15 protein-coding genes are annotated in these 14,080 nt (G+C 63.2%); 3 read left to right on the plus strand and 12 right to left on the minus strand.

From position 1 onward, the window contains the following. From BM341_RS13280 to BM341_RS13295, 4 genes are all read right to left on the minus strand, one after another. The coding region (locus BM341_RS13280; protein WP_089796561.1) for an NAD(P)H-dependent oxidoreductase subunit E at positions 1-1,334 on the minus strand (1,334 nt) is incomplete at its 3' end. Between the two features lie 61 nt (positions 1,335-1,395). Then, positions 1,396-2,061, minus strand: coding sequence for a monofunctional biosynthetic peptidoglycan transglycosylase (gene mtgA / locus BM341_RS13285; protein WP_217646243.1), 666 nt, complete (start codon positions 2,059-2,061; stop codon positions 1,396-1,398). A gap of 77 nt (positions 2,062-2,138) precedes the next feature. Then, complete coding sequence (gene fghA / locus BM341_RS13290; RefSeq protein ID WP_089796562.1) at positions 2,139-2,990, minus strand: S-formylglutathione hydrolase; 852 nt, start codon at positions 2,988-2,990, stop codon at positions 2,139-2,141. A 24-nt stretch (positions 2,991-3,014) separates the two neighbouring features. Then, complete coding sequence (locus BM341_RS13295; protein WP_089796563.1) at positions 3,015-4,124, minus strand: S-(hydroxymethyl)glutathione dehydrogenase/class III alcohol dehydrogenase; 1,110 nt, start codon at positions 4,122-4,124, stop codon at positions 3,015-3,017. 125 nt (positions 4,125-4,249) lie between these two features. Between BM341_RS13295 and BM341_RS13300 the strand changes: the two genes are divergently transcribed. The 3 genes from BM341_RS13300 (at position 4,250) to BM341_RS13310 (ending at position 6,029) form a co-directional block, all read left to right on the plus strand. Next, positions 4,250-5,140: a LysR family transcriptional regulator gene (locus BM341_RS13300; protein WP_089796564.1), complete on the plus strand. Its 891-nt coding sequence runs from the start codon at positions 4,250-4,252 to the stop codon at positions 5,138-5,140. A 113-nt stretch (positions 5,141-5,253) separates the two neighbouring features. Then, the gene (locus BM341_RS13305) at positions 5,254-5,619 is read left to right on the plus strand and encodes a hypothetical protein (protein WP_089796565.1); all 366 of its coding nucleotides are present in this window, start codon (positions 5,254-5,256) and stop codon (positions 5,617-5,619) included. 5 nt (positions 5,620-5,624) lie between these two features. Further along, the gene (locus tag BM341_RS13310; RefSeq protein WP_089796566.1) at positions 5,625-6,029 is read left to right on the plus strand and encodes a c-type cytochrome; all 405 of its coding nucleotides are present in this window, start codon (positions 5,625-5,627) and stop codon (positions 6,027-6,029) included. 22 nt (positions 6,030-6,051) lie between these two features. Here BM341_RS13310 and BM341_RS13315 read toward each other — a convergent pair whose 3' ends face one another. From BM341_RS13315 to BM341_RS13350, 8 genes are all read right to left on the minus strand, one after another. Beyond that, on the minus strand, positions 6,052-6,861 hold the full coding sequence (locus BM341_RS13315; RefSeq protein WP_089796567.1) for an ABC transporter permease: 810 nt from the start codon (positions 6,859-6,861) through the stop codon (positions 6,052-6,054). Next, positions 6,858-7,643: an ATP-binding cassette domain-containing protein gene (locus BM341_RS13320; protein WP_089796568.1), complete on the minus strand. Its 786-nt coding sequence runs from the start codon at positions 7,641-7,643 to the stop codon at positions 6,858-6,860. The genes BM341_RS13315 and BM341_RS13320 overlap by 4 nt, the downstream gene beginning before the upstream one ends. An 8-nt stretch (positions 7,644-7,651) precedes the next feature. Continuing rightward, positions 7,652-8,611 (minus strand): PQQ-dependent catabolism-associated beta-propeller protein, encoded by a 960-nt coding sequence (locus BM341_RS13325; protein ID WP_089796569.1) that lies wholly within the window; start codon positions 8,609-8,611, stop codon positions 7,652-7,654. Between the two features lie 59 nt (positions 8,612-8,670). Then, complete coding sequence (locus BM341_RS13330) at positions 8,671-9,858, minus strand: ABC transporter substrate-binding protein (protein ID WP_245784273.1); 1,188 nt, start codon at positions 9,856-9,858, stop codon at positions 8,671-8,673. Positions 9,859-9,989: 131 nt separating this feature from the next. Beyond that, positions 9,990-10,637: a carboxymuconolactone decarboxylase family protein gene (locus tag BM341_RS13335; protein ID WP_089796570.1), complete on the minus strand. Its 648-nt coding sequence runs from the start codon at positions 10,635-10,637 to the stop codon at positions 9,990-9,992. Beyond that, on the minus strand, positions 10,627-11,487 hold the full coding sequence (locus BM341_RS13340) for a substrate-binding domain-containing protein (RefSeq protein WP_089796571.1): 861 nt from the start codon (positions 11,485-11,487) through the stop codon (positions 10,627-10,629). The genes BM341_RS13335 and BM341_RS13340 overlap by 11 nt, the downstream gene beginning before the upstream one ends. Positions 11,488-11,574: 87 nt before the next feature. After that, positions 11,575-12,081: a c-type cytochrome gene (locus tag BM341_RS13345; RefSeq protein WP_089796572.1), complete on the minus strand. Its 507-nt coding sequence runs from the start codon at positions 12,079-12,081 to the stop codon at positions 11,575-11,577. A gap of 170 nt (positions 12,082-12,251) precedes the next feature. Beyond that, positions 12,252-14,078 (minus strand): methanol/ethanol family PQQ-dependent dehydrogenase, encoded by a 1,827-nt coding sequence (locus BM341_RS13350; protein ID WP_089796573.1) that lies wholly within the window; start codon positions 14,076-14,078, stop codon positions 12,252-12,254. Positions 14,079-14,080 lie beyond the last annotated feature (2 nt).

Below are 14,080 nucleotides of genomic sequence, written 5' to 3' on the forward strand. Positions count from 1 at the left end.
CCGCCCGGCAGGTAGCCGGCCAGCGCGTGGCCCTCGGCCATGCCGCCGCCATACTCCTCGACCAGCTCGTTGAGCGTGATGCCGGCGGGCGCCAGGTGCACCCCGGGGCGCTTGACGCGACCCGAGAGCGAAAAGCTCCTGAGCCCCGAGCGGCCGTGGCGGCCGTGGCCGGCAAACCAGGCGGCGCCCTTCTCCCAGATCCGCGGGATCCAATACACCGTCTCGACGTTGTTGACCAGCGTCGGGCGGCCGAACAGCCCCACCTGGGCGACGAACGGCGGGCGATGGCGCGGCTTGCCGGGCTTGCCCTCCAGCGACTCGATCATCGCCGATTCCTCGCCGCAGATGTAGGCGCCGGCCCCGCGGCGCAACACGATATAGCCCGGCGCGACCAGGCCTTCGGCCTCGAGCTCGGCGATCGCCGCGTGCAGCACCCGGTGCAGCCCGGGGTACTCGTCGCGCAGGTAGATATACAGCGCCTCGGCCTCCACCGCCCAGGCGCTGACCAGCGCGCCCTCGAGAAAGCGGTGCGGCGCGCGTTCGAGATAGACGCGGTCCTTGAAGGTGCCGGGCTCGCCCTCGTCGGCGTTGATCGCGCAGTAGCGCGGCCCGGGCTCCTGGCGCACGAAGTGCCATTTCTTGAAGGTGGGAAAGCCGGCCCCGCCGAGACCGCGCAGGTTGGCCTGTTCGAGCTCATTCATCAGCGCCTCGACGCTGACGCGTCCCTCGCGGCAGTTGGCGAGCAGCCGGTAGCCGCCGGCCTCGCGGTACTCGGCAAGACGCTGCCAGACGATCGCCTCGGGATGGTAGTGGCCGGTGTCGACCACCGCCTCGACGCCCTCGCGGGTGGCGTAGAGCACGTGGTGGTGGCCCACCTCGGCCACCGGCGCGGTCTCGCAGCGGCCCATGCAGGGCGCGCGCACCACGCGCACCGCGGCCGGGTCGACGCCGGCCTCGAGCTCGGCCTGCAGCGTCGCCGCACCGGCCAGCTGGCAGGACAGCGAGTCGCAGACCCGCACCGTCACCGCCGGCGGCGGCGCCTGGTCGTCGTGGACCACGTCGAAGTGGGCGTAGAAGGTCGCGGTCTCGTAGACCGCGGCCATCGGCAGATTCATGTAAGCGGAAAGCGCCCGCAGGTTGACCAGCGACAGGTGGCCGTGGGCGTCCTGGATCACGTGCAGGTGCTCGATCAACCGGTCGCGGTGGCGCAGCGCGGGCTCGACACGCTCGTCGCCGAGCCATTGGCGCAGCGCGGCCAGGGCGACGGGGGGCAGCTCGCGGCCACGCGGCCTGCCGCGGAAACGGCGCTGGGGGTTGGCGGTCGATTCTGTCATGGCGGGCTCGTCATGTTGTCGGGGCGGAACGCTCGTCTGCCTGGCCTTCAGCCTGGCTCGCCTAGCGCAGTCTTTCCAGGTAACTCGCCCCACCGAGGTTGGCCATCTGCTGGCGGATCCAGGCGCTACGCCGATCGATATGGGCGCTGGGCTGGGAGGCGCTCCAGTGGCGAGGGTTGGGCAGGATGGCCGCCAGGCGACTGGCCTGGACCTGGCTGAGCCCATCGGCGGTGACGCCGAAATAATGTCTGGCGGCGGCGTCCAGGCCGAACACGCCGTTGTCCCACTCGACGATATTGAGATAGACCTCAAGAATCCGCTTCTTGGGCCAGAACACTTCGATCAGCACGGTGAACCAAGCCTCCAGCCCCTTGCGCACCCAGCTTCGCCCGGTCCACAGGAAGAGATTCTTGGCGGTCTGCTGGGTGATGGTGCTGGCGCCACGCAGGCGGTTACCGTTGCGGCTGGCCTCCAGAGCACGACGCATCTGATCGAGGTCGAACCCGAAGTGGTTGGGAAAACGCTGATCCTCGGTGGCAATCACCGCCAGCTTGGCGTTATCGGAGAGTGCGTCCCAGCGTCGCCAGCGGTGTTTGATGCGGATCGGCTCCTGCGCAACCCAGGACTGGACCTTGCGTTCGAGCATGACCATGGAGCCGAATACCGGCACCACGCGAAACAGCAGCACCAGCAACAAGGAAAGCGCCACGAAGCCGATACCGGTCATGACCAGGATGCGCAGCCCGCGCTGCCACCACAGCGAGCGCGTCACCGACCCGTGGCGCGCTGACGGGCGAAAGGGGTTCAACCCTTGAGCCGCTTCGCGTGATAACGCAGATGCTCCTCAATGAACGAGGCGATGAAGAAGTAGCTGTGATCGTAACCCGGCTGACGACGCAGAGTCAGCGGATGATCGTGCTTGGCGCATACCGCTTCAAGTCGCTCGGGCTTGAGCTGTTCCTCGAGGAAGTCGTCGGCTTCGCCCTGGTCGATGAACAGCGGCTGGCTCGAGGCGCCTCGAGCCACCAGCTCGCAGGTATCATACTGGGTCCACTTGCCACGATCTTCGCCCAGGTAGCCACTGAAGGCCTTCTGTCCCCAGGGGCACTCGGACGGGTTGACGACCGGCGCGAACGCCGATACCGAGCGGTAATGCCCGGGACGCCGCAGCGCCATGACCAGAGCCCCATGGCCACCCATGGAATGGCCGCTGATCGATTCCCGGCCATTGACGGGAAAGTGCTGCCGCACCACCGAGGGCAACTCCTCGGCCACGTAGTCATACATGCGGTAGTGCTTCTTCCAAGGCAGCTGCGTGGCGTTGACGTAGAAACCAGCGCCGCTGCCGAAGTCGAAGCTGTCATGCTCGCCCGGCAGGTCGGTGCCGCGCGGGCTGGTGTCCGGGCAGACGATAGCGATACCGAGCTCGGCGGCGACGCGATGGGCGCCGGCCTTTTGCATGAAGTTCTCGTCGGTGCAGGTTAACCCCGAAAGCCACCACAGCAGGGGTACGCGTTCATTCTCGGCCTGGGGGGGCAGGTAGATGGAAAATGTCATCTCACAGTCCAGCGCCCGTGAGCGGTGGCGATAGCGTTTATGCCAGCCACCGAAGCTCTTGTTGGCCGAGACCAGCTCGAGGTGTTCGGTCATGGTCATGAGGTTAAACTCCTGATCGGTGGCTCAATAATGAAGCACGGTGCGGATGCTTTCGCCACGGTGCAGCAATTCAAAGGCTTCGTTGATTTGCTCGAAAGGCATATCTTGAGTGATGAAGTCGTCGATGTTGATCTCGCCATTCATGTACTGATCCACATAGCCCGGCAGCTCGGTGCGACCCTTGACGCCCCCGAACGCCGAGCCTTTCCAGACACGCCCAGTGACCAGTTGGAAGGGCCGTGTAGAGATCTCCTCGCCAGCCCCGGCCACGCCAATGATCACCGACTCGCCCCAGCCCTTGTGGCAGCACTCCAGCGCCGAGCGCATGACGTTGACGTTGCCGATGCACTCGAAAGAATAGTCGACGCCGCCATCGGTGAGATCGACGATCACCTGCTGGATGGGGTCACTGTAGTCCTTGGGGTTGACGAAATCGGTGGCGCCAAACTGTTCGGCCAGCTTGAACTTCTCCGGGTTGACGTCAATGGCGATGATCCGCGAGGCCTTGGCCATTACCGCGCCCTGGATCACCGCCAGGCCGATGGCGCCCAGGCCAAAGACGGCGACGGTCGCGCCCGGTTCGACCTTGGCGGTGTTCATCACCGCGCCAATGCCGGTGGTTACGCCGCAGCCCAGCAGGCAGATCTTGTCCATCGGCGCCGCTTTGGAGACCACGGCCAGCGAGACCTCGGGCAGCACCGTGTACTCGCTGAAGGTAGAGGTGCCCATGTAGTGGTGCAGCATCTTGCCATCCAGCGAGAAGCGTGAGGTGCCATCCGGCATCACGCCCTTGCCCTGGGTGGCGCGCACCGCACCGCACAGGTTGGTCTTGCCCGAGAGGCAGAACTTGCACTGGCCGCACTCGGCGGTATAAAGCGGGATGACGTGGTCGCCAGGCTTTACGCTGGTGACGCCCTCGCCTACCTCTTGCACGACGCCGGCCCCCTCGTGGCCCAGCACCGCCGGAAAATTGCCTTCCGGGTCGGCACCAGAGAGGGTAAAGGCATCGGTATGGCAAACACTCGTGGCAGCGATTTTCACCATCACTTCACCAGCCTTGGGACCCTCGACGTCGATTTCGACCAGTTCCAACGGCTTGCCCGCTTCCAGGGCAACGGCGGCACGTGACTTCATGGTTTCTTCCTCGTTCGGTGTGTTGATCCTGCTGTCAGTCTAGGCAATTCGACGCCTTGAGAGAAACTGCATCAAACACATGATATTGTTGTCATAGAGCAACAGTCCGCGCAGGAGAGGCTACGATGCAACGCTGGGACAGGATCGAAGCCTTCGTAGAAGTGGTACGCCTGGGCACCTTCGCGGCCGCGGCTCGACACCTCAAGGTCTCGAACTCCCATGTCAGCCGCCTGGTCAGCCAATTGGAAAACCAACTGGGGACGACTCTGCTCTATCGGACCACCCGGCAGATTCGCCTCACCGACACCGGCGCCCTCTATTACGAGCACTGCCATCACTTGTTCGACGGCTTTCGCGAGGCCGAGGCGGCGATCAACGACCTACAGGCCCAACCTAAGGGCGTGCTCAGATTGACCTCGGCAACCACCTTCGGTGAGCGCTTCATCGCGCCATTGATCAATGATTTCCTCTGCCAGCATCCGCAACTCGAGATCCGCCTGCACTTCACCAATCGCCAGGTAGATATCATCGACGAAGGATACGACATCGCCATCCGCATGGGCACGCTCAGGGACTCGACATTGATTGCCCGGCGTATCTGCGAACGCCACGAGTACGTGGTCGGTTCCCCGGAGTATTTTACCCGGATGCCTCAGCCCCATACCTTGTCGGAGCTCTCCCGCCACCGTTGCCTGGTGGGCTCACGCGACCTCTGGCGATTCGATGTCGACGGAGTGCGCCGCGAAGTGAGGGTCGAGGGTCCCTGGGAGGGTAACTCGGGACCGGCCCTGCTCGATGCCGCCCTGAAGGGCCTGGGACTGGCTCAGTTGCCCGACTACTATGTGGACCCCTACCTGGCCAGCGGTGAGCTGGTCTCGGTGCTCGATGCCTACCGTCACGACGATACCGCGGTATGGGCCGTCTACCCACGCCATCGCCACCGCTCTCCCAAGGTACATCAGTTTATCGGTTATCTGATCGAGCATATCGGTGAACTGCTGCCCGTGCGTCGATGAGCCCGGCAGGAAGTTCCCGAGGCATCCGCCGCGTTGGCAAAATGCCGCAAAGTACCATAGCTTGAAGGCATGCCATACTCGGCATTCAACCACCATCACGTGCGAGGTATTAGATGAATAACGCCAATTTCCGCACGGGTGCTGCACCGATTGTCGCCATGGCGTTGTTCGCGGTGACGCTTCTTGCAGCCCCCCTGACCCTGGCCAATGACTACCCCACCGAAACCCGCGTCGACTACGTTCTCGGCTGCATGGCAGCCAATGGCCAGGATTATCTGGTGATGCAGAAGTGCTCATGCAGCATCGACGTGATTGCCGAGCTCATGCCCCATGAGGACTTCGAAGCCACGAGGACCGTGATGGGCATGCAGGATCAACCCGGCGAGTTGGGCATGTTGTTCCGCACGGAACGCAGCATGCAAGAGGATTTGAACCACTTCCGCAGCGTGCAGGCCGAAGCCGACCTGCGCTGTTTCTGAGCGACATGATCCGGCATATCCCGATTGCCGCCAGGCTGATACCTTCCCTCGGCGCCGCGCTGATGATGCTTTGTGCCCCGCCTGCGGTGCTGGCAGACGATGCCGTACTGGCCCAGGGCGAGCGGGTCTTCCGCAACCAGTGCCGGGGCTGTCACTCGCTGACACCCGACAGGCACATCGCTGGCCCCAGCCTGCATGGCGTGGTCGGGCGCCGCGCCGGTGAGGTCGCGGACTTCGGGTACTCCGCAGCCCTGCAGGAAGCACAGCTTGTGTGGACCCCCGAGACCCTCGACCACTTCCTGACTGACCCGGATGCCTACCTGCCGGGCACACGCATGGTGTTCTGGGGGCTGCCGGAGGACGCTCGACAGGCGCTGATCATTTATTTACGGCATGTCGGAGCGCCTTAGTTGCTCGCCACTTACTCGCCACTTACTCGCCGCTGCCTCCCTTGCGCGCCATCATGCCCCGCGCTGGATTATAGGCGAGAATCGCCAACCCCAGCAGCACGACCGTCGTTACCAGGGAGATCGAGACGGCCTCGGCATGGAAGCGTTCGTACATCGCGAAACGGATCATTTCCACGGCATAGGTGAAGGGGTTGAAGGCGGCGAGCTGGTAGACCAGATAGCTGCCCTCGCGGATCCGCCAGAGGGGGTAGAGAGCCGAGGAAAGGAAGAACATTGGGAAGATCACGAAATTCATAATGCCGGCGAAGTTCTCCAGCTGACGCACAAAGCTCGACAGCAGCATGCCTAGGGCCCCGACCATAAAGCCAGTCACCACCAGCGCCGGCAACACCAGCACATAGCCCGCCAGCGGCGCCTGCACCCCATAGAGATAGGCGATGGCCAGGAACACATAGACCTGCACGATCGATACCAGAGTGCCGGCCAGCAGCTTGCTGACCAGCAGATACCAGCGCGGGAAGGGGCTGACCAGCAGGACACGCATGCTTCCCATCTCGCGATCGTAGACCATCGACAGCGAACTCTGCATGCCGTTGAAGAGCTGAATCATGCCGACCAGCCCCGGGACGATATAGACCTCATAGAGGACGTAGGTCTGATAGGGCTCGGTCATGGCCACACCTAGCGCCATGCGGAAACCGGCGGCAAATACGAACAACCACACCAGCGGCCTGACCAGTGCGGCCACGAAACGCGAACGCTGGTGCACGAAGCGCAGCAGTTCACGACTGACCACCCCACGAAGGCAGTGCCCGTAGCGCGCCAGGTTCATCGGGCGGCCCCCTGGGTCAGTCGATCGAAGGCCTCGCCGATCGAGGCACTGCCAGCATGTGATACTACCTCGGTAACGCTACCATCGGCGCGAATCTGGCCACGATGCAGCACGATCACCCGATCGTCAGGATGGACCTCGTCGATCAGGTGAGTGGCCCACAGCACGGCCACGCCCTGCTCACGACACAGTTGGTGGACATGGTCCACCAGAGCGCGTCGTGATGCGATGTCGAGACCCACCGTGGGTTCATCCAGCAGCAACAGCTGCGGATCATGCAGCAGGCCCCGGGCGATCTCGATGCGCCGACGTTGGCCTCCGGACAAGTGGCGAACGCGCTGCCGCAGGCTGTCCTGCAACCCCACCCGAGCAAGCTGCAGCGAGGCACGTCGCCTCGCCTCGGCCGGCGCCATGCCGTGCAAGGCGGCATGGTAGGTCAGGTTCTGCCTGACGGTGAGGTCCAGATCCAGGGTGGGCTGCTGGAATACCACCCCCATCCGAGCATGAGCCTGGACCGAATGGCGATTCAGGTCATGGCCGCCAATGCATATCCCGCCCTGGCGATAGGCGTAGAGCCGGGTGATCAGGGAGAACAGCGTGGTCTTGCCGGCCCCGTTGGGGCCAAGCAGCACCGCGAACTCCCCCGCCCGAAGGACAAAGGACAGCGACTCCAGCACCGGCTGGCCACTGTAGCTGAACCCGAGATCCCGCACGCTCAGGGCAGGCTCGTCACCCGGCGGTTCGTCCCGCTCGCCTTGCTCTAGGACGCCTGTCGTAGCCATCGCCTGGGTCACGGCTCGACGACCACCCCCCAAGGGAAGCGGCCCACGGGTATCGAGCGGATCGCCTCGAGGTCGTCGACATCGATCACGGTGACGTCGCCACTCACCCCGTTGGTGGTATAGAGGCGACTCTCGTCAGCATTGAGGGCCAGGTGCCAGACACGCTGCCCCACCAGCAGGTAGTCGAGCACCTCATAGCTCTGCTGGTCGATCACCGCAACCCGGTTGGAGGGACCCAGGGCGACGAAGCCATAGCGCCCGTCCGAGGTCAGTGCCACACCCACCGCCTGCACGGTCTCCCGGGGCACCCCCGGCACATCGAAGCGGATCGTGTGGGCGACATCGAACGTCTCCTGCATATCGAGGATCGACACCGTGGCCCCGACCTCCGCGGAGACCCAGGCCTCCGAGCCATCGGCCGTAAACTCGGCATGCCGGGGTCGCGCGCCCATTAGCCGATGATGGACCGCCTCCATCGCCTCCAGATCGACGATATGCGCCATGTTGGAGGTTTCGGTGGTCGCGATCAGCCATTTCCCATCGGGGCTTATTCCCACTCCCTCGGGCTCGACGCCCACGGGAATCTCCGTCACCAGCCTGCGCTGCTCATAATCCAGTACCGAGACGATGTTGTCGTCCTCGTTGGAGACATAGACGTAGGAGCGATTGGGGTCGACCCGGATCACCTCCGGATCCTCGCCAGAGGACAGGCTGCTTACGACCTCCAGTGATTCGAGATCGATCATGTCGATGGCCTCGTCATCGCCCACCGCCACGAACAGTTGGCTGCCATCGCTGCTGAAGGCCATGGCACGCGGCCGGCGCCCGACCTTGATGGTCTCGACCACCTCCAGGGTCTCGCCGTCGATCACCGATACAGTGTTGTCCTTCTCGTTGGAGACGAAGACACGTTCGGCCAAGGCAAGAGCTGGCAACAGCACCAGCGCTGCCCCTAGGAAAGGCCCCATGAGAGCAGGCCCCAGCGCCGTGCGACCAAGGCGTTGCGCCCGTGATGCGAATGATCTGATCAGAAACGGCATGTCGATTCCCCCTCGTCAGCCCCTAATGAGTCCATGGGGGAGCGCGGATGCAGATAGCCCTCCTGAGGAGACACGGAGGCCACCATGCGCGGCCCGGTCACCAGGATCGGTTGGCGCAGTTGATGGTTCCAGGTGCGATAACTCACCGGCAGTCCCAGGTAACCGGCCAGTTCGAACTCCTCGCTGAGCATGTAGTCGAGGACTTCGCCGCGTGCCACCGAGCCGGTCCTTGCCGCAGCTTCCCCCAGCGAGCGCACGGCCAGCCAGGCCGCGAAGTCGATCGGCGTCATCGAGCGCCCGGCCTGATCCTCGAAGCGCCGCTGCAACTGCACAGCCCCCCAGGACTCGTGGGCACGGTGCCAGGCGGTGGCGATCAGGCCCTGGGTACCGACCACCGGCCGGGGCAGCCAGCCCTGATAGGGAAAGTACTCGCCGAAATAGTCGTTCTCATCGGCGATGACCAGTACGTCATGCTCATCGATATCCTGCACGAAGACCGGAATCTCGCGCTGTATGGCATGAAATCCCCCCTCGGCACGTCTTGCCATGGGATCATGGGGCCACATCTTCTCGCCAACGATGTCGTGGCCGAAACGCTCGGCCGACTCACGAAAGGCCTCGGCCAGCAATCGATCCTCGTCGGTATTGCCATGAACCAGGGCCCAGCGATCCCACTGTTTATAGGCCAGGAACTGGGCCAGCGCATCGGCCAGCATGCGGCGGCTGGGGGTGGTATGGAAAAGATTGGCGTGACAGGCATCGCTGCGCAGCGCATTGTCGCGGGCCGAGACATTGAAGACCACGCGATCGCCCAGGGCCGACGCGCCCAGCACCTCTTCCAGAGCCTCCCGGGGCAAGTCACTGAGTATCCAGTCGGCGCCCTGCTCGATCAGCTCGTCCAGGCCTTCAAGTATCTCGCCGTCGCGGGGTACGATCGCCTCGGCCAGCTCGAACCGCTGACCCAGAAACTGGCCGGTAGCATTGTTGTCGTTGATCGCCAGGCGTGCCCCCTGCCGCCCTTCGTCGTCGAGGACCGGGTCGAGCACCGACAAGGGCTCCAACTCGTCGTCAGGTTCCAACCCCAGGTACCCCACGGTGAGGGTCTCAGCCTGTTGGTCGCCTTCCTGAGCACCAACCATGCCGGGCAGCCCCAAGGTCACCATGGTCAGCCCCAACAATAGCCATCCTGCTGTTCCTCGCCTGGTCCCAAGCCTTGTTGTCCCGTCATCGAATGCCTGCACGCGGTGTCCTTATTCTTTATGGTTTGAACCTGCTGGGCTTTCTTCTACTTACTAATTTCTACCTACTAAAGCTCGGACCGGATCACTCTCACCATCCGGCTCAGCTCCTCCTCGAGCAGGGAGGGTTTCTCGCACATTACCGGCAGGAGCTGCTGGCGCTTCTGGAAGGTTCGCTGTTCCCAGTGCAGCTCCTTTCGTAGCTCCTCGATGTCGGCGCCGCTGGCCTCGCTCGAGGCGCGCAGGACCTCGAGTTCATCGACCAGTACCGTGAGTCGATCCAGCCGCTTGACCTGACCCCGCGATGCACTGCGGATGCGTTCGATGATGCGACTGCGTTCACGATCGATGCGCTCGAACAGGCCGGCAAACAGCAGCGTCAGGCGCTCTTCGCGATCGGCCTCCGGCTGGCCTGCCACCTGCGCGACGAAATCGTGAACGCGTTGGAGGGCCTCTTCACGCGGTGTCTCGCGAGCGGTCGCGAAGCGCACCACGCGACCGACCTCCTCGTCCTCCCACCAGGAACGCTCCAGTGCCTCGGGGGACGGTCCGGTCCAGATGGTGCCCCAGGCCAGCTCGGGGATCAGGCGTTGCACACAGGGCCAATCCGGCGGCCCGGTGGCCGCTCGCTGCGCGCGGGCATCCGGCACCCCGAGACCCAGAATTATCATCGTCAGGCCCAGCGCCAAGCCCGTGACCCGCTTGTCACTTTTCATCCCGGCCTCCCGAGGCGGCAAAGGGTTGGATCAGCTGACCGTGCCGGTCGAGAAGCGGAACGTCATAGTCGACAAGAATGGCATTGATCTCGTCCTGACGCCGATCGATGAAGTCATTGAGGGTGTCTTTCCAGTACGGTTCTCCCTGCCGTACGCCCATGGTGATGCGGTAATCCAGGCGAGCATCGGTGCTATCGTCGACCAGCGGGACCACTTTCAATGGCGGCGTCTGGCGCGCCGCGTAGTAGCCGGCGATCGGGCCCCAGAGTACCGCACCGTCGGTTCTGCCGGCCGCCACGTCCTCGATGGCTTCTCTGGCCGGCGTCCTCGCCCGGGTATCGGTCTGCAGCGCGTACCCCTCCACTCGGGCGCCGACTCGACGCAACGGCACCAGCGGTGGGGTCTCGGAAACGACGCCGATGCGTCGGCCCTTCAGGGCCTCATCATCCAGCGAAGACACGTCCAGATCGGTGTCCGCGGGCACCGCCAGCGAATAGATGGAGCGATAGTAGTCATTAGTGTTCTGCACGAAGCCATAACCGGCAGCGACGCCGATCATCACGTCACAGAGGCGCAGCTCCAGAGTGTTGCGCACGAAGCCCATCACCTGGGGGGCCCAGACATACTCCAGGGGAAGGCCTAGATCATCAGCCAGCAGCTCGGCGATGCGGTTCTCGAACCCTTCACCCGCTTCGTTGGTGAAGGGCAGGTTGTTACCATCGGCACAGACCCGCAGCCGATCGCGTTGCGTCAGTTCGGGCAGGTCGGCCCGTACATCACCTGCGAACATGGCCAGGCAAGCCAGCAAGCCCACCATGGCCTGCCCCTTCCGCCCCGCATCGATACGCATTCGCCCCCTCCTTCCCCATCGTCTTCCATGATCGACCGCCACTGGACCACGGTTGTCTTGTCTAAAAAGCCAGTAGCACCGGCCACTTCAATCTTGTTCTCCATTATTCTTGTTCGCTGCCACTTCCTCCTCGATCACTTTGGGGCGACCCCGGCCGAGGTCTCCGGCACCGCGTGCCTTCATATAGCTGTAGATGTTCTCGATATTGTTCAGAACATACTCATCGTCGGCGAAGGAGGGCATAACCCTGCCGGGCTGGATTTCCAGACCACTGGCAACGGTGTGGGAAAAATCTCCGAAGCTGCGCCGCTCGGCGGCCTGGATCAGGCTCGGGGCAAAGGAAGACCCCAGCCCATCCGGACCATGGCAGGCCATGCAGGAACGGGTATAGGCAATGTAGCCATCGTAGGTGCCTTGATCGACCTTGCCGTTGATGACGGTATAGTCACCGGGGCCGGCCACCGGCTGTGACGAAGCTTTTTCTACCTCGTTGCCAGCGGCCTGGGCCGTGACACCAGTGGCCATGAGAAACATGATTCCTAGGGTGCCTAGGACGTCGACACCGAGCTGCCGCGGGGTCCTGGTCAAGATCATGCGATCTCCTCGAGCGTTATGATGTTGTACGTTACGTCGCTAATACAGCAGTAAGCCTCGAAAGAAGCTCCGATGGCAATTACCATTTTGTAGTTGGGAATGCGATAACTGGAGCATCAAATGGCACGAGGCCTCCAGCCTCGTGCCATCGATGGTATCTGATCGAACGATCAGGCATCCGGCAGGGCAAATACGGTCAGTATTCCGCCTAGTTCGGTATAGTCCTTAAGGGCGGAGAAGGCACTCACAGCCCCCAGCCCCTCTTCGGGGTCTTCTAGTCCTGCCGCGAGGCCGATACCGGCCCAGCCCCCGACCCCGGACAAGACACCGATGTACTGCTTGCCTTCGTGCTGGAAGGTATTGATGTTGCCGATGATCCCGGACGGCGTCTTGAAGCGCCACAGTTCCTCGCCGGACTCGATGTCCACCGCCTTCATGTAACCCTCCAGGGTGCCGTAGAAGGCCAGATCACCGGCCGTGGCCAAGGCCCCACTCCACACGGCGAAACGCTCATCGATTTCCCAGACGGTCTCGCCAGCGACCGGATCCCAGGCGATGAAACTACCCATGCGACCTTCCATGTCGCCTTCCTGAGTCGGTGCGGGCATCATGGTCAAGGTCGCCCCTACATAGGGTTGGCCGGCGACATATTCGGTCTCGAAGGGTTCGTAGTTCATGCAGATGCGATTGATGCCGGCATAGAGCAGCCCGGTCTCGGGCGAGTAGGCACTCGGCTGCATGTTCTTGGCGCCCATGGCGGTGGGACAGATGTTGGTGGTATTAACATCGACCCCCTGCCGGAAGGTGCTGAACTCCTCGCTGACGTTGGGACGCCCTGTTTCAAGGTCATAGCTGTCCGCCCAGTTGGTCTCCGGGGCAAACTTCTCGGCAACCAGCAGTTCGCCGCTCTCGCGGTCCATCAGGAAACCGAAGCCGGTACGGTCGATGATCGCCAGCCCCTTGCGCTGCTCGCCCTCAAACTCGACATCAATCAACTGGTTTTCGTTGACGCCGTCATAGTCCCACTCATCGAAGGGGACCTTCTGATAGACCCACTTGGTTTCACCGGTATTGGGATCGCGGGCGAAGACAGTGATCGCCCACTTGTTGTCGGCGGGCTCACCATCGATGGTGCGCTGTTCCGGGTTCCAGGTGCCGGGGTTGCCGGTCCCGTAATAGATCAGGTCGAGCTCCGGGTCATAGGTGACCCAGCCCCAAGGGGCGCCGCCACCGCGTTCCCACTCGCCTTCCGGCCAAGTGGAGATTCCCAGGTCGGCCTCGCCGATCGGCTCGCCGAGCATGGTAGTGGTCTCAGGGTCCAGCAGCACCTCATCGTCGGAGCCCTGGGAGTAACCGCGCCACTCCATCTCGCCAGTCTCGACGTTATAGGCGGTCAGGTGGCCGCGGACGCCGAACTCGCCACCGCTGTTGCCCACGATGACCTTGTCGTGCACCACCAGCGGCGACATGGTCATGGTCTCGCCCTCGGTGTGGTCGCCGTTCTCGGCTTCCCAGAGCAGTTCGCCCGACTCGGCATCCAGCGCGATGACGGTATTGTCACCCTGATTGAGGAAAAGCTTACCGTCGGCATAGGCCAGGCCGCGGTTGACCGTGTCGCAGCAATAGACCGGGATGACCCGCGAGTCCTGGTCCGGCTCGTAGCTCCAGACGATGCGTCCCTCGTCCTCGAGATCCAGGGCAAAAACCTTGTTGGGGAAGGGGGTATGGATGTAGAGCCGTCCATCACCGACATATAGCGGCCCGCCTTCATGTCCCCGCAGTACGCCGGTGGAAAACTGCCACTGGGCACGCAGGTCCTGGACGTTGTCGCGGTTGATCTGGTCCAGTTGGCTGTAGCGATTACCTTGGTAATTGCCCAGCTGAGTGGCCCAGAAGTCGGGATTTTGCTGGAGGTCGAGTTGATTCTGGTTGGCATGCGCCAAGGATGCGGCCATCAATCCGGCAGCCGTCATCACGAGACCTGGGTAGCGAAGCATGG

Source organism: Halomonas korlensis, from assembly GCF_900116705.1.
In the GTDB taxonomy this organism is placed as follows: domain Bacteria; phylum Pseudomonadota; class Gammaproteobacteria; order Pseudomonadales; family Halomonadaceae; genus Halomonas; species Halomonas korlensis.